The 15,082-nt window shown below is 35.7% G+C and carries 14 protein-coding genes; 10 read left to right on the plus strand and 4 right to left on the minus strand.

The annotated features are described in order from the left end of the window. The first annotated feature begins 38 nt into the window (after window positions 1–38). The 5 genes from hpsE (FJR11_RS10220) to FJR11_RS10240 all read left to right on the plus strand — a co-directional run bounded on the left by hpsE (FJR11_RS10220) (window position 39) and on the right by FJR11_RS10240 (window position 4,879). Entirely contained in the window at window positions 39–1,001 is a 963-nt protein-coding gene (gene hpsE / locus FJR11_RS10220) for a hormogonium polysaccharide biosynthesis glycosyltransferase HpsE (protein ID WP_168503578.1), read from the plus strand. 24 nt (window positions 1,002–1,025) lie between these two features. Next, entirely contained in the window at window positions 1,026–2,027 is a 1,002-nt protein-coding gene (gene hpsE, locus FJR11_RS10225; protein WP_168503579.1) for a hormogonium polysaccharide biosynthesis glycosyltransferase HpsE, read from the plus strand. Next, on the plus strand, window positions 2,020–2,976 hold the full coding sequence (locus FJR11_RS10230) for a glycosyltransferase (RefSeq protein WP_168503580.1): 957 nt from the start codon (window positions 2,020–2,022) through the stop codon (window positions 2,974–2,976). Before hpsE (FJR11_RS10225) ends, FJR11_RS10230 begins: the two co-directional genes overlap by 8 nt. A 73-nt stretch (window positions 2,977–3,049) precedes the next feature. Then, a complete protein-coding gene (locus FJR11_RS10235) occupies window positions 3,050–3,610 on the plus strand; it encodes a type II secretion system protein (protein ID WP_168503581.1) in 561 nt (186 codons plus the stop codon). A 165-nt stretch (window positions 3,611–3,775) separates the two neighbouring features. Continuing rightward, entirely contained in the window at window positions 3,776–4,879 is a 1,104-nt protein-coding gene (locus FJR11_RS10240) for a tetratricopeptide repeat protein (RefSeq protein WP_168503582.1), read from the plus strand. Between the two features lie 7 nt (window positions 4,880–4,886). Here the strand turns inward: FJR11_RS10240 and FJR11_RS10245 are convergent, their stop codons facing one another. Next, entirely contained in the window at window positions 4,887–5,228 is a 342-nt protein-coding gene (locus FJR11_RS10245) for a hypothetical protein (RefSeq protein WP_168503583.1), read from the minus strand. Window positions 5,229–5,573: 345 nt separating this feature from the next. Here FJR11_RS10245 and FJR11_RS10250 point away from each other — a divergent pair, with 345 nt between their 5' ends. Continuing rightward, complete coding sequence (locus tag FJR11_RS10250; protein ID WP_168503584.1) at window positions 5,574–6,176, plus strand: triacylglycerol lipase; 603 nt, start codon at window positions 5,574–5,576, stop codon at window positions 6,174–6,176. Between the two features lie 8 nt (window positions 6,177–6,184). Here FJR11_RS10250 and FJR11_RS10255 read toward each other — a convergent pair whose 3' ends face one another. Both FJR11_RS10255 and FJR11_RS10260 read right to left on the minus strand, forming a co-directional pair. Next, the gene (locus FJR11_RS10255) at window positions 6,185–7,063 is read right to left on the minus strand and encodes a 2OG-Fe(II) oxygenase (protein ID WP_168503585.1); all 879 of its coding nucleotides are present in this window, start codon (window positions 7,061–7,063) and stop codon (window positions 6,185–6,187) included. 258 nt (window positions 7,064–7,321) lie between these two features. Then, window positions 7,322–7,753 carry a VOC family protein gene (locus FJR11_RS10260; protein WP_168503586.1) on the minus strand — a complete coding sequence of 144 codons (432 nt, stop codon included), beginning with the start codon at window positions 7,751–7,753 and terminating at the stop codon, window positions 7,322–7,324. A gap of 68 nt (window positions 7,754–7,821) precedes the next feature. Between FJR11_RS10260 and FJR11_RS10265 the strand changes: the two genes are divergently transcribed. The 3 genes from FJR11_RS10265 to FJR11_RS10275 all read left to right on the plus strand — a co-directional run bounded on the left by FJR11_RS10265 (window position 7,822) and on the right by FJR11_RS10275 (window position 12,235). Further along, window positions 7,822–8,580, plus strand: a complete 759-nt coding sequence (locus FJR11_RS10265; RefSeq protein ID WP_168503587.1) for a TIGR00297 family protein — start codon at window positions 7,822–7,824, stop codon at window positions 8,578–8,580. Window positions 8,581–8,849: 269 nt separating this feature from the next. Beyond that, window positions 8,850–9,608 carry a peptidylprolyl isomerase gene (locus FJR11_RS10270; protein WP_168503588.1) on the plus strand — a complete coding sequence of 253 codons (759 nt, stop codon included), beginning with the start codon at window positions 8,850–8,852 and terminating at the stop codon, window positions 9,606–9,608. A 32-nt stretch (window positions 9,609–9,640) separates the two neighbouring features. Next, complete coding sequence (locus tag FJR11_RS10275; RefSeq protein ID WP_168503589.1) at window positions 9,641–12,235, plus strand: peptidase domain-containing ABC transporter; 2,595 nt, start codon at window positions 9,641–9,643, stop codon at window positions 12,233–12,235. Between the two features lie 113 nt (window positions 12,236–12,348). Here FJR11_RS10275 and FJR11_RS10280 read toward each other — a convergent pair whose 3' ends face one another. Then, window positions 12,349–13,317, minus strand: a complete 969-nt coding sequence (locus FJR11_RS10280; RefSeq protein ID WP_168503590.1) for an ROK family protein — start codon at window positions 13,315–13,317, stop codon at window positions 12,349–12,351. A 749-nt stretch (window positions 13,318–14,066) separates the two neighbouring features. Between FJR11_RS10280 and FJR11_RS10285 the strand changes: the two genes are divergently transcribed. After that, complete coding sequence (locus tag FJR11_RS10285; protein WP_168503591.1) at window positions 14,067–15,041, plus strand: sucrase ferredoxin; 975 nt, start codon at window positions 14,067–14,069, stop codon at window positions 15,039–15,041. Window positions 15,042–15,082 lie beyond the last annotated feature (41 nt).

Consider the following 15,082-nt stretch of genomic DNA (forward strand, 5'->3'; position numbering starts at 1 on the left):
AAGAACGCACCAGCCAAAATTTATATGAAAATAAGACAATGAATAGTTGCCTTGATTTAACAATAGCTATACCAACCTATAACGGTGAACATCGTTTACCAGAACTACTGGAACGGCTACGAAACCAAATTAACACAGAACATTTTTCTTGGGCAATTGTAGTTGTTGATAATAATAGTACAGATAATACAGCTAAAGTTGTAAAAAGCTATCAAGACAATTGGCAATGTCCTTATCCGCTATACTACTGCTTTGAACCCCAACAGGGAGCAGCCTATGCTAGAAAAAAAGCCATAGTAGAAGCGAAAAGTGAACTTATCGGTTTTCTTGATGATGATAATTACCCCAATTCTACTTGGGTTTCAGCCGCTTATAATTTCAGTCAACAGCATCCCCAAGCAGGGGCTTATGGTAGCCAAATCCATCCCAATTGGGAAGTAGAACCCACAGAGAACTTTTACAGAATAGCGCCATTTTTAGCAATTACAGAACGGGGAAATTTACCTCTACTTTATCAAGCCCAGAAAAAAATACTTCCTCCTTCGGCTGGTTTGGTTATTCGTCGTCCAGCTTATTTAGAAAGTGTTCCTAGTCAAACGATTTTAACTGGTAGAGTGTCTGGGAACATGATTACTGGTGAAGATATAGAAATGGTGTCTTATATTCAAAAAGCTGGGTGGGAAATTTGGTATAACCCCGATATGGAACTTTATCATCAAATCCCGAAAGTTCGTTTAACCAGAGAATATTTAATTCCTTTTTTCCAAGGTATTGGAATTAGCCGTTATGTTACTAGAATGGTAAATATTAAACCTATTCATAAACCATTTTGGTTACTAGCTTATTTAGCTAACGATTTGCGAAAGATTTTATTACATCTACTCAAGTATCGAAATAAAATAAAAACTGATTTAGTGGCTGCTTGTGAAATGCAATTGTATATCAGCAGTTTATTTAGCCCATTTTATCTGTGGCAAAATGGCTACCTTAAAAGTAAATAATCAAGGATTAAATCAATTAAAGCAATGATTGAAAAAAACATTCATGCTGTAGATATTACAGTTGCAATTCCTGCCTATAATGGTGAAAAACGTTTACCTTTAGTGTTAGATTTGCTTTTAAATCAGACAGGTTTAGAAAACATTAATTGGGAAATTATTATCATTGATAATAATAGTGCTGATCAGACATTTGAACTAGTGGAGAAATATCAAAAGATTGCCAAAAATAATAATATTGATTTGCGTTACTTTTTAGAAAATCAACAGGGAGCAGCCTTTGCTCGGTTGCGAGCTGTAAAGGAAGCAAAAGGTAATATCATTGCTTTTTTAGATGATGATAACTTACCTGATACTGATTGGTTAGCCGCTGCTTATAAATTTGGCATTGATTATCCCCAAGCAGGTGTTTGGAGTGGGCAAATTCATGGAGCTTTTGAAGTTAGTCCACCAGAAAATTTTTCTAGAATTCAGGCTTTTTTGGCAATTAGAGAGCATGGTGATAAACCATATAAATTTGACGGGGATAAATTAAAACTTCCTCCCGGTGCTGCTTTAGTTGTCCGTAAACAAGTATGGCGTGAAAACGTTCCCGAAAAACCTATTCTCAGTGGCAAATTACCTGGTATCTTAGTCCAAGGTGATGATTATGAACCACTAATTTACATACATAAAGCGGGTTGGCAAATTTGGTATAACCCTGCTATGCACTCCTATCATCAAATTCCCAAGTGGAGATTAGAAAAAGATTACTTACTAAGTATAGCTCGTGGCTGCGGTTTACCTACTTTCCAGTTACTCCTGATTAATACCCAAAAAGTGCAGATACCTATAGTATTTGCTCGCACAATTTTAGGTGGGTTTCGCCGATTATTAGGGCATATCATCAAGTATCGAGGGAAAATATATAGCGATTTGATTGTTATGTTTGAAATGGAATTTTACTGGGCAAGTATGCTCAGTCCTTTTTACTCTTGCCGGCTTTATATGCGAAGATTAATAGATAATAAAGGCTCAGATAATGCTTGAATATAGTCAAAATAGCGAACCTAGGATTTCTGTAGTTATCCCAGCTTATAACTGTGAAAAAACTATTACCAAAACAATTGAATCTGTTTTAAATCAAACTTTCACTAATTGGGAATTAATCATCATTAACGACGGCTCAAAAGACTCAACTTTAGAAATTATTTCCCAAATTCATGACTCACGCATTAAAGTATTTTCTTTTGACAATGCTGGAGGTAATGTTAGTCGTAATCGAGGTTTAAAATATGCAGTTGGAGAATTTGTCAGCTTTTTAGATGCGGATGATATTTGGACATCTGATAAACTTGCAAGTCAGTTAAAAGCTTTAGAGGAAAATCCCCAAGCCGCAGTTGCTTATAGTTGGACTGATTATATTGATGAAACCGGTGAATTTGTAGTTTCAGGTGGACGGGTTGTTGCTAAAGGTGATGTTTATGAAAAGTTGTTAGTGACTAACTTTTTAGAAAATGGCTCTAATCCTCTAATTAAGAGAGAATCCTTAATCTCCTTATCTGGCTTTGATGAATCACTACCTGCGGCTCAGGATTGGGATATGTGGCTAAGATTAGCTGCAAAGTTTGAATTTGTTTGTATTCCGTCTGTACAAATACTATATAGAGTTAGTGGTAATTCTGTTTCTGCTAATCTTAATCGGCAGGAAACAGCTTGCTTACAGGTTATGAATAAAGCATATAAGGCAAGACCACCACAGCCAAATTTTAATTTCAATTTAAGTCTTGCAAACTTGTATAAATATCTAACTTGTAAAGCATTGCAAAAGCCGTTAACCCGCAAAAAAGGACTAGCAACTGTTAGATTCTTATATTATTATACATTATACGAATCTTTAACTATAAACCGGGCTATTTTCATTGCCAAATTGGCATTAAAAACCTTGATAATAATTATTTATCCTCCTTTCCTAAACCGGAATCATCAAAAAAATTAATAGATAAGTCGTTGAATTTAAATACTTAAGATAGCTGCATCTTTAATATTGAATAAGAACTTGAGAGATAAAAATGAACAGCAAAACTGATTTATTGTCTTTAGTTAAATTAACAAAAAACTTAGATATTTCTAGCGGTGGTTTTACCATATTAGAAATGTTAGTAGTCGTATTTATGATCGGCATATTATCAGCAATAGCCGCACCAAGTTGGTTAGCTTTTGTCAATACTCGCCGCTTAAATGTTGCCCAAAACCAAGTTTATCAAGCTATGCGCGAAGCCCAAAGTCAAGCTAAAAAAGAAAAAGTGACTTACCACGCTAGTTTCCGGGAACAAAATAATATTGTCCAATGGGCAGTTCATCCCGCGACAATTCACCCATCTAATGCTAATTGGAATCAATTAGATACCACTGTGCAACTAGATGAAGAATCAACATTACAATTGTCTAATGGGGTGAGACGAGTGCCATTTGATTATATTGGTAGTGTGAAACCTCCATTTGGACGAATTACCCTATCTAGTAAATTTGGTGGTAAAGCAAAGCGTTGCGTTTTTATTTCCACTATCTTAGGTGCAATGCGAACCGCTAAGGAAAAGCCTAAACCTGATGATGGTAAATATTGCTATTAATTACCCACCAGCAACTTAACTTACAGCACTTCCCGGTGTTATGAGGTACATATCTAGCGGGCAAGATGCCCACACCACAAGAGTTTCATGATTCAACTTTGTACCTCATAAAAGCGGAAACCGCTTTAATTTGAATATTTAGATTTTACTTATTAAAACCACTATATGCTTGATCAAGTTATTACCGCTTTTGAATGCAAAGATTATCAGACAGCAGCCAAATTACTCCAAAAACTGCTAATAGAATCACCGGAAAATCCTTGGGTACAACTCTATTACGGTAGGTTAAAAGAAGTTTCTCATCAACCACAGGAAGCCGAAAAAGTATATCGTCAATTACTCCGCTTCACAACTCATAGTAAAATTATCTCCCAAGCCCGTCAAGGTTTACAAAGATTAGAAGAAATTAAGCAAGAAGAAAAACAAAGAGCTATAGCTAAATCTATATCTGCACCTGATAATAATGAACTAGGAATATTAGTTTTAGAACCCATTAATAACGAACTCAAAACCAAAGCAACCAGCAATTTTGCCCAAATTATGCAGGTAGATGTTTACACAGCCAGAGTCACATTACCCAGCCAAAATTGGCGAGTTTACCGCATTGGTAAAATAGGAGAATTAGCATTTTATGGCGCACAATTACAACAGGCAGGTATTCCCTGTTTTTGGGTAAAAATTCCCCAAATTCAACAAATTCAAGTATTTCAAGTTAAATATTTATCAGCAGACAAATCTCAAATCAAAGTAGTTTGTCAAAATGAAGCCAATCAAACTGGTTCTATGACATTTGATTTATCAGAAGTTACTGCTAGAGTAGTGGGACTTTTACCAATTTTTGAACAAGTTGTAGATATTAATGCTAGAGGTAAACTAGAACGCAAAACTAAAACTCAAGATTATGCTCAATTTTGCGATTTACACCTACCAACAAGACGGAGTATTTTGCGAATTTATGATCAAGGCTATGAATTTCAGCAAGGTTTAGAAATTAAACCCCAAGCTAGTCAAAATACAATGAGAATTAATTGGAATAATTTGATGAACTGGATTGATAAACAGTTGCCTGAAGTTAAGATTTGGTCAGATTTTAAGCCCTTTGCACAAACAGTTATAGACCAAACAGAAACCCTAAATCAAATCCCATCTCATATAAATATATTTCGGAGAGAAAAAAGTCATTGGGATGCAGCTTTTCATTTATACAGTGGGATTATCTTTACAAAAAATGCTGCTGTGCAAACATCTGCAAAAAATAATCCCAATTAAAAAAAACTTAGCCAGGAGTTTTAACTTGCCGGGCCATATCTAAAAAGCCATTCATATTTACCCCAGGACGACGACGAGGATTATTTGTAGGAAGGAGGTACTTGGTGGCAAAATTGGTTTCAGTGGGAACTGCTATTTTCACAGGTTCAGTCTTAGTGACTTTTGCTGCAACTGGTGCGGCTTTTGGTGCAGTTTGTACCGCTACTGGTGCGGCTTTTGGTGTAGCTACTGGTGCTGGAGTAGCATTAGCTTCTTCCTTGAGTTCTAAGTAGTAGCCATTGCCTTTTTTACTAAACAATCCAGTAATAAAACTCACAATACCCGCAATTAGATTTTTGATAAAGCCCATGAAAAATTCTCCTGGTTTAAATAATCTGGAATCTTACCGAAATTGTTAAAAATCACGGTGTAATATTACATTTGATTGCGTTACCTATTGTCAATTATTAGACCTATTATTTGCCACTTACAAACCTATAACTACTATGGGTAAGTATTTTCAGGTATTTTATGTCAACAACGGTAATTGGTAGATAACGCAAATTAATTATTAAATTTTATTATAACTATAAGATTATGAGAACTTATTTAATAAATCTTAATACTCTCCATTCAATTCCCAAACTGGCACATTTTCTGTATTTCCGATTATAATACTGAGTTAAATTATTGACAATAATCCAAAATTAAGATCATGACCACAAAACAGCAAAACCCCGTTTTATTAGTGCATGGTATTAACGATACTGGGGCAGTTTTCAATAAAATGGCGCTTTATCTCAGACAACGAGGTTTGTCTGTGTATACCGTGGATTTAGTCCCTAATAATGGTGCTGAGGTTTTGGATAAATTAGCGCAGCAGGTAGCTAATTATATAGCTGCTACCTTTGAACCAGAACAACCACTGGATTTAGTTGGTTTTAGCATGGGTGGTCTTATCAGTCGTTATTATATTCAGCGTTTGGGGGGGATAGAAAGAGTACAGCGATTTATTACCATTTCTTCACCCCATAAAGGAACAGTTATTGCTTATGGTTCGTGGTTGCCTGGATGTATGCAAATGCGTCCGCATAGTCCTTTTATAGAAGATTTAAATTCAGATGTGCAGATGCTAAAACAATTGAATTTTACATCTATTTGGACACCCTATGATTTAATGATTATCCCAGCGGAAAGTTCGCAAATTGGCATAGGAAAAGAAATAACTTTACCAGTGGTATTACATCCTTTAATGTTAACAGATTCTAGGAGTTTAGCAATAGTAGCAAAGGCATTAACAGAACCAGTAATACCATAAATTTCTACTTACCAAAAAATACAGTTTTTTTGTGTTCCTGAAAGATTTTTACTCAATAGAAGTAAATCCTTTCGTGACAGAATAGATGTACCATGAAATGCTTGTTTATGTCGTCTAGAAGTATAATCATAAAATAGTGTAAATCTATCTGAAATGATTGGTGGCTTACCTCTATGAAAAATACTAGAAGTATCAGCAAGGATTACTGTACCAGTGATTCCTGCACATGATTTATAAATTTCTGAAGATATCACATTTTGCATGATTTTATCTTGAATATAGCCAGAAGTATATTTTAAAGACTGAGCTATTTTTGGTGTTAAAGATTTAGGAATATATTGAAATGGTCCATGATCTTGGCTAATATTATTTAAATAAATGATAACTTTTAAAATCTTCCTATCTTCTTGATCTATGTGCCATAATCTCGAACCTACTTCCAATTGATTGGCAATATCTCGACGAAAATATACACCTTGATAAGCTACTGGTAAACCAATGAAATTTTCAATGATATTCAGTAACCGTTGTTCAAGTCCCCACAAAAAGATTTGGGGATACTCCATTATTTGTTGTGGACTAGCATAAACAACAATTTGAGTTGGGTGAGCTAATTTATTTTGTGATATTTTTGGCATCAAAATTTGGGCAGATTCAAGCAAATTAGGAGTAGATATAATGCCCAATTTATCTAATGTAGTAATGACAACTCCTTCTTTTTTAACAAGATTAACTAAATCAATATCCTCTGGTGCAAGAATAGGCAGATTGTGAATATTTTTTTCTATAGCTTTTTGATAAAAGCAATCAGCTTGATACTTTATGAATGGATATTGATAAATTTTCTTTAATATTTTTTTCCGAATTTTTAGCAAAACTTTATCCACAAATTCTTATGCTTATGTTATTGGACATTAATTCCTATTACAGCGATTGAGATTAATTTCAAAATCATGAATACCTATAAATGGAATTGAGATTAAGATATCTATTTTAATAATCAAAAAAATCATACTCATGATACTTGTTAGCTATAAATTTGTTTTAATTTTTCATAACCTGCATAAAAAAGTGAATTAGAATACCTAATTCACAATATTTTCACTATTAATATGTGTAATTAATTTACGGACATCTCAGTTATATTAAATTCTATCACCAACTCCAGTATATTCAGTATTGCCAAAAATTGCCTCTGGATGATGATAATACTTAAATTCAATTAAGTTATAAAAAGGGTCTTCTAAAAAGAAAGTGCAGTGTTCTAGGATGGAATCAGTGAAGCGGTTTTTTGGTTCTTCTCGAAACTTTAAATCTTTGTTTTTTGCCCTGGCTAGTAATTCTTGCCAATCTTCTTCTTTAGTCAAAATTATTCCAAAATGTCGTGGATAAATCGCCTTTTGAGGTGTTAAATCATCCTTGGTAATATGGGCTACTAATTGATGTCCATAGAGGTTGAGAATTAAGGCATGGGGGCTTTCTCTTCCGGGTATACAGCCTAAGCCGTCAACATAAAAGGCTTTAGTTTGGGAGATATCAGCCACGGGAAAAGCGAGATGAAATATAGCTTGGTTCATAGGTAAAGTGAAAATAGAGTGATTCAATCTGATAATATTATGGCAAAAATACTCAGGATTTATCGCTCATGTTATCTTTAATAGATTCTGTTAATCCTTGGTTAATGGGAGTAGGATTAAATGCGATTTTACTAGGAATAGTGGCAATTATTCCCAAAAAATTGCTCACCCCCGCAGGTATACTTAATGCTGGATTATTAGGAATTGTCATTTGGGGAACACTAGGTTGGCAGGGATATCTAGTGGTAGTATTTTATTTTCTTGTCGGTTCTGGGGTAACGCGCATTGGTATGGCAGAAAAAGAAGCCGCAGGAATTGCGGAAAAACGTGCCGGTGCCAGAGGACCAGAAAATGTTTGGGGTTCAGCATTAATAGCGGCTTTGTGTGCTTTAGGAGTATTGTTTTTACCTGAGTTTAAATATTTACTGTGTTTGGGTTATGTTGCCAGTTTTAGCACAAAACTTTCTGATACTACTGCCAGTGAAGTTGGTAAAGCTTATGGTAAAAGCACCTTTTTAATTACGACACTGCAACCAGTTCCGAGAGGTACAGAAGGGGCAGTCAGTTTAGAAGGAACTTTAGCTGGTATGGTAGCATCAATAGCGATCGCACTCATTGGTTGGGGAGTAAATTTAATTAATCCCCTTGGTATTATTTGGAGTGTAATAGCCGCATTTATCGCTACCAATTTAGAAAGTGTTATTGGGGCAACTTTGCAATCTAAATATACTTGGCTTACCAATGAAGTTGTTAATATTTTTAATACCCTAATTGGTGCAGTCGCGGCGATAATATTAGCCTTAGCTTACCAAAGTATCTTTGTTTAATTCTTGACTAAAATCAAAATCTCCGTAGGTTGGGTTGACGCAAGGAAACCCAACATAATCATTTTTGTCATCCTGCTTACAGATTTAAAAATAGTTGTCATTTAAAATCATTTAGTTTACGTTTAATAAAAAAATATTTGATTACCCGGTATTAATTACATATTTAATTCATCGAATCTTTATTATTGCCAGATATCATTTCCTACTGTTTTACATATTATTTGATGGAAAGTCTTATAGATGTTTAGTTTTATGCTCAGAATCACTTCATGGAATCTTCATCTTTTTTAACTGTAAATGACCAAGAAATTGCCCTAACTGAAGTAGTGAAATATCTACAAATATCGGGTAAACTGGGAAACTTTATTAGTGATGTCCTGCGTCAGCACGTAATTGAACAAGAAATTAAAAACAGAACAGATATTGAGATTAGTTCGGCATTAATTGAACAGACAATTATTGATTTTCGCCTCAAAAATCAACTAACTGATGCCCAAAAGTTTCAAGAATGGCTAACAAGCAATGGTACAGATTATACAACTTTTCATACATCTATTACCTTTAGCTTTCAATTAGAAAAACTTAAAGTATTAATCACAGAATCAACATTGCCAGAATACTTTATTGACAGAAAAATTTATTTAGATAGAGTCGTACTTTCGCGTATTTTAGTTGGTAGTCGAGAACTAGCTGAAGAACTACAAACTCAAATTGAAGAAGGAAGTAGTTTTGAACAACTAGCAAAAGAGTATTCATTGGCAGATGAACGATTATTTAATGGCATGATGGGACCAATTAGTCGGGGGACTATACCAGATGTATTACGTGCGGCTGTAGACGCAACCACACCTGGAAAATTGATCAATCCCATAGAAATAGAAGGACGTTTTGCCTTATTTAGATTAGAACAAATTCTCCCCGCATCTTTAGAAGATCCTCAATTACAACAATCACTAAAAAATGAGTTATTTGAGAAATGGCTAGGGGAGAAAATTCAAAATCTGACAGTCAAAATCCAAGTGAATTAAAACTTCTAAACAATCAATTTTAACGAATAAATGTGTTAAATAATTTACCCTGGAATGAACCGCCACTATCCTGGCTAAATGCTGAAGAACAAAGCGAATTAAAACAGCAAGCGGAAATTCGTAATTACAAACTTGGTGAAAAAATTTGGTCACAAAAATTAGGTGGAGATCAATTTTTTATTGTCACTGGTAAAGTCCGCTTACGAGAGGAAGAAGAAAATAAAACTGTAGCCACCTTACAAACAGGAGATTGGTTTGGTAACTGTCAACAAATATTTGCTGATTGTAAAGCCGTTGCTACCAGTAAGGAAGTAGTTGTAGTGTGTTGGAATTCGGCTTTATGGAAAAAGTTTGTCAATTCTCAAATTGATGAATTTTGGACAAATTCAATAGAGGTAGAGGTAGAGGTAAAGGAGATAGAAGCCGTTTTACCAGTTCCTAATTCTCCCATTTCTCTACCTCCTTCCGCACCTCCGCAACCGATAAGTTCTAATTATCCTTTTGTGGGAAGTGGGAATACAGGTGCAGCTTGTTTAACAATGGTGGCACAACATTTACAAAATCCTGTCCAATTGGAATGGGTACAACGCCAACTGCGGGGACAAAAACCCAAAAACCTAATAGAAGCAGCGGAAAAAGTAGGGTTAGTGTTGCGGAAATTGCAGGTTAGTTGGAGTGAATTACGCCAATTAACTTTTCCGGCTTTGTTGTTGTGGAATCAAGGGAATCAGGAAAGTAAAAATCCCCAATTTAATTGGGTAGTAGCCTATGGAATGAAAGGCAATTTTTTAATTATTGCTAATCCCCAAAATCCTGATTATATTTGTGAACAATTACCTCAATCTGTAGTAGAAAATTGTTGGAATGGTACATTATGGCAAGCTGAATTAATTTCCCAACAAGAGAAATTTAACTTAGCTTGGTTTACTCCCGCAGTTTGGAAATATCGGGGATTATTAGGTGAGGTTTTATTAGCTTCCTTTACCTTGCAATTATTGGGATTAGCGTCACCATTAATTACCCAAGTCATCATTGATAAAGTGATGGTACAGGAGAGTTTAGCCACCTTAGATGTGATGGCGATCGCTCTCTTGCTAGTGGCGACATTTGAATCTATCCTGGGTATGCTGCGGCTATTCATATTTACCCACACAGCCCGGCGTTTAGATTTGAGTTTATCCGCCCAACTTTTTCGCCATTTAATGCGTTTACCCTTGGCTTATTTTGAGTCGCGGAGAGTGGGTGATACAGTCGCTAGAGTCCAAGAATTAGAACAAATTCGCCAATTTCTCACAGGTACAGCTTTAACGGTTATTCTTGACAGTATCTTTGCTGTAGTGTATCTGGGATTGATGTTTTATTACAACATTCCCCTAACATTTGTAGCCTTAGCGGTATTACCATTATTTGCGACTTTAACCATCGTCACTACACCAATTTTGCGAAATTGGCTAAATGAAACCTTTAACCGCAGTGCGGACAGTCAATCATTTTTAGTAGAGACAATCACCGGCATTCATTCAGTTAAAGCCCATGCAGCCGAACCAGTAGCTAGAGAACGCTGGGAAGGTTTATTTGCCAGGTTTATTCGTACCAGTTTTAAAGCTTCCACCACATCCAATATTAGTAGTAATATTGGTGACTTTCTGACTAACTTTTCTACATTAATCATCCTTTGGGTTGGGGCAAAATTAGTAATTGATCATCAACTGACCATTGGTCAATTAATTGCCTTCCAAATGTTATCAGGAAGAGTTACCAGCCCATTATTACGGCTAGTGCAGTTATGGCAAAATCTCCAACAAGTTTTATTGTCAGTAGATAGAATTGGTGATATTCTCAACGCTGCACCAGAAACAGAAGCAGGAACAGGATTAGTATTACCACCCCTCAAAGGTGAAGTTAATTTTGAGCAAGTTTTCTTTCGCTATAATGCCAACACCGAACCAGTATTAAAAGGAATTTCCTTTAATGTTGAACCTGGACAATTTGTAGGCATTGTCGGCAGAAGTGGTTCAGGAAAAAGTACCCTTTCCAAAATTATCCAACGGCTTTATCAAATTGAATCAGGACGAATCTTGATTGATGGATTTGATATCAAAAGTGCTGACTTAGCATCTTTACGACAACAAATCAGTGTAGTTCTCCAAGAAGACTTTTTATTTAATGGTTCAATCTTAGAAAACATCACCTTAGGAAATCCAGATATTAGTGCCGAACAAGTTGTTGAAGCAGCCAGATTAGCAGTAGCCCATGACTTCATTAGTCAACTACCTTACGGTTATGAAAACAACGTAGGAGAAAGAGGAACAGCATTATCTGGAGGACAGAGACAACGCATTGCCTTAGCCAGATTATTTCTATCATCTGCACCAATTCTCATATTAGATGAAGCCACCAGTGCCTTAGATAGTGAAACCGAACAACAAGTATTACAAAACCTGAAAAATGTTTCCTCTAACCGCACAGTATTCTTAATTGCCCACCGTTTTGCCCCCCTCAAACGAGCCGATTTAATATTAGTCATGGAAAAAGGAGTAATAGCCGAAAGAGGAACGCATTTAGAACTCTTAAAACAAAAAGGTTTGTACTGGTCCCTTTATCAAAGACAACAAGCGAATATTTAATAGTAGGGGCAAACCCCCTGTGGTTGCCCTCAAAACGGGGTAGGCACGGGGGCGCTACCCCTACATCAAATTCCAATCTTTTATTTAAATTTGTTTGTCTGCCGGCAAATTCCTTAATCCAACACATTCAAACCCAAAGCCACAGCCCCCCATAAAGGTGCATCATCCCCTAATAATGCCCGCACAACCTCAAAATTCACCTCTGGGAGTGCGGTTTCCCTAGCTACTTTCCGCACTACAGTCCAGAAATTATCCCCTGCTTTGGTGACACCACCACCTAAAACAAACCGTTGGGGATTCATCAAATTGGCTACATTACCAATACCGACTCCCAAAGCCCAAGCACCCCGATATAATACCTCTTGTGCTATTTCATCTCCGTTGGCGGCTGCGGCGCTGATGACTTTGCCTGTAAGTAAATTGAGATCATTACCTATCAAATACCTGAGTATATCTCCCCTAGACTTACCGTCAGCACTGGGTGATTCTTTCTCCAGCATTTCTCGCGCATTTTGCGCCATGTAGGGACCAGAAGCCAAACGTTCTACACATCCTCGTTTGCCACATAAGCATAACGGACCTCTGGGGTCTACCACCATGTGACCAATTTCTCCTGCCATTCCCAATGCACCCCGCCAGGGTTTGCCGTCAAGTATCCACCCTCCACCTACGCCTGTGCTAATGGTAATATAAAATAAGCTATCGTATCCCTGTCCAGCCCCAAAGCGATGTTCACCAACAGCAGCAACATTAGCATCATTGTCTATACCAGCAGGTGCGTGATAATCTTCTTCGAGTATTTGTTTGAGGGGAACATTTTCCCAGCCAGGAACGTGATGAGATAATCGGACTAAACCTGTGGTGGCATCTACTGGACCACCAAAGCTGACACCAATGGCATCCGGTCTTTTTCCTTTTAACACAGAATCAATGAGCGATCGCATAATTTCTAAATCAGTCAAAGCATCGCCATTTGGAGGAGAAAAACGTGATTCATGATCTAACCACTCCTTTGCACCAGCCTTAACTGTCGCTGCTGCCAATTTTGTGCCACCAAAATCCAGGGCTAAAATTAATGTCATATAATTAAAAATAGGTAATTTAGGAACGAACTATCAACTATTCACAATTATTACTTAATCACACTTTTGTTGTAGTTCATTATGAAACCATCTTCACTATCTAGATATAAAATATTTCTGTATTAATTATTCTTGTAACATATATACAATCTAATTTATTACATTTATAAATCCAATGATACTTATGATCAGTTTTTGCTAAATTATGCTTCTTGTTAAGTTTTATGAAGAATAAATTAATATAAAGATATATTTTTGTAGAATTTAGCTAAATACTAAAAATAGTTGCTTTATAAATTGAGTTGGGTTAGAGTCAAAATACCTGTTCAGATCAAAAGAAATTTTTCAGCCCTTATATTTTTTTCACAATCAATTGAGAATTTTTCGCAATATGGATAAATTCAGCTATAATTTAAGAACTAGAGAATGTATGCCATTGGGTATACAGACAAAAGATGGGATTTTCTATTTAGATAATTTAGGGAAAACATCAAAAATTAATTTAAATCTCAGAATTCAGCAGTTAAGACGAAGGATGGAGAATATTTATCAAAAAAACGATAAATTAGAGCCAGATATTCTAGAAATTCTCCCTATTAAATGTAAAAAAATTGTTATTTTGAATTCTTACATTTTTTGAAAGAGTATTTATTTAACCGGAAAGACTTTAAAAAATCAGAATTTGATAAAGTATCTACCTAGATTTTTCTTAACCATTGTTCATAAAATATATATTTGAGTAAGTGTCAATGAATAATTTTTTTTGTGCAGATCATTCACGAGAAATACAAGAAGATGTTATTGGTAGTGCTACCAACTACCAAACCTATATATTAGTAGAATGTCCTACCCCTTGGGTTTCTGAAGCCTTGAATTCCAAATGGGTTCCAGATAACTTACGGATTTTAGTTGAAGATGTAAAACGTGCTAAACTACCAATTAACTTTCTATTAATTGCTAATGATCAATCACATAGGGGAGAAGAAACAACCTTATTAATTTATCAGCAGCAAGAGGGATTAAGTAACGGATACCGCAAACAAGAATTTAAACTCCCAAATATTGAACAAGTAGCGGGAGTTGTCAGTAAATGGTTAGCTGGAGTTAGTGCTGATTATGAAATAGAATCCAGCCCCACTAGAGATATATTAGTCTGTACCCATGGTAGCCATGATCAATGTTGCGCGAAATATGGCAATCCTTTTTACTTTCATGCTGAAAATACTATCTCTGATTTACAATTAAATCATGTGAGAATTTGGAGATCAAGCCACTTTGGGGGACATAGATTTGCACCCACAGCCATAGATTTTCCCCAAGGAAGATATTACGGAGTTCTTGATTCAGATACCTTTAAATCAATTCTTACCCACACTGGGGATATACAATGTTTAAATAAAGTTTATCGCGGTTGGGGAATCTTACCAAATGCGTTGCAAATTTTGGAAAGAGAACTCATGCTGCGTTTAGGTTGGGATTGGTTTAATTATCAGGTAACAGGTAAGATTTTAGAGAAAAGCCTAGATAATAATACAATTCTAGGTGAGTTAAGTTTTGAACAACCTTCAGGAACTCTCTACACTTATCAAGCCAAACTTATAAAAGATGATGTGAAAACACAAACCCTGAAAGGTTCTTGTCAGGCTTCCCAAGAAATAGTATCTATAAAATATGCTGTATCTAATCTTTGGCTTGTAGCGAAGAAAGTGGCAACTTATAGTTAATCTAATTCGTAATTTATAGCTGTTGTAGCTATACCAAAATC

The organism is Anabaena sp. UHCC 0187, from assembly GCF_009712035.1.
Taxonomy (GTDB): domain Bacteria; phylum Cyanobacteriota; class Cyanobacteriia; order Cyanobacteriales; family Nostocaceae; genus Dolichospermum.

Excerpts from the sequence above, each read along its gene's own strand:
- hpsE (WP_168503578.1), top strand. The coding sequence starts at position 39 with ATGAATAGTTGCCTTGATTTAACAATAGCTATACCAACCTATAACGGT.
- hpsE (WP_168503579.1), top strand. The coding sequence starts at position 1,026 with ATGATTGAAAAAAACATTCATGCTGTAGATATTACAGTTGCAATTCCT.
- FJR11_RS10230 (WP_168503580.1), top strand. The coding sequence starts at position 2,020 with ATGCTTGAATATAGTCAAAATAGCGAACCTAGGATTTCTGTAGTTATC.
- FJR11_RS10235 (WP_168503581.1), top strand. The coding sequence starts at position 3,050 with ATGAACAGCAAAACTGATTTATTGTCTTTAGTTAAATTAACAAAAAAC.
- FJR11_RS10240 (WP_168503582.1), top strand. The coding sequence starts at position 3,776 with ATGCTTGATCAAGTTATTACCGCTTTTGAATGCAAAGATTATCAGACA.
- FJR11_RS10245 (WP_168503583.1), bottom strand. The coding sequence starts at position 5,228 with ATGGGCTTTATCAAAAATCTAATTGCGGGTATTGTGAGTTTTATTACT.
- FJR11_RS10250 (WP_168503584.1), top strand. The coding sequence starts at position 5,574 with ATGACCACAAAACAGCAAAACCCCGTTTTATTAGTGCATGGTATTAAC.
- FJR11_RS10260 (WP_168503586.1), bottom strand. The coding sequence starts at position 7,753 with ATGAACCAAGCTATATTTCATCTCGCTTTTCCCGTGGCTGATATCTCC.
- FJR11_RS10265 (WP_168503587.1), top strand. The coding sequence starts at position 7,822 with ATGTTATCTTTAATAGATTCTGTTAATCCTTGGTTAATGGGAGTAGGA.
- FJR11_RS10270 (WP_168503588.1), top strand. The coding sequence starts at position 8,850 with ATGGAATCTTCATCTTTTTTAACTGTAAATGACCAAGAAATTGCCCTA.
- FJR11_RS10280 (WP_168503590.1), bottom strand. The coding sequence starts at position 13,317 with ATGACATTAATTTTAGCCCTGGATTTTGGTGGCACAAAATTGGCAGCA.
- FJR11_RS10285 (WP_168503591.1), top strand. The coding sequence starts at position 14,067 with ATGAATAATTTTTTTTGTGCAGATCATTCACGAGAAATACAAGAAGAT.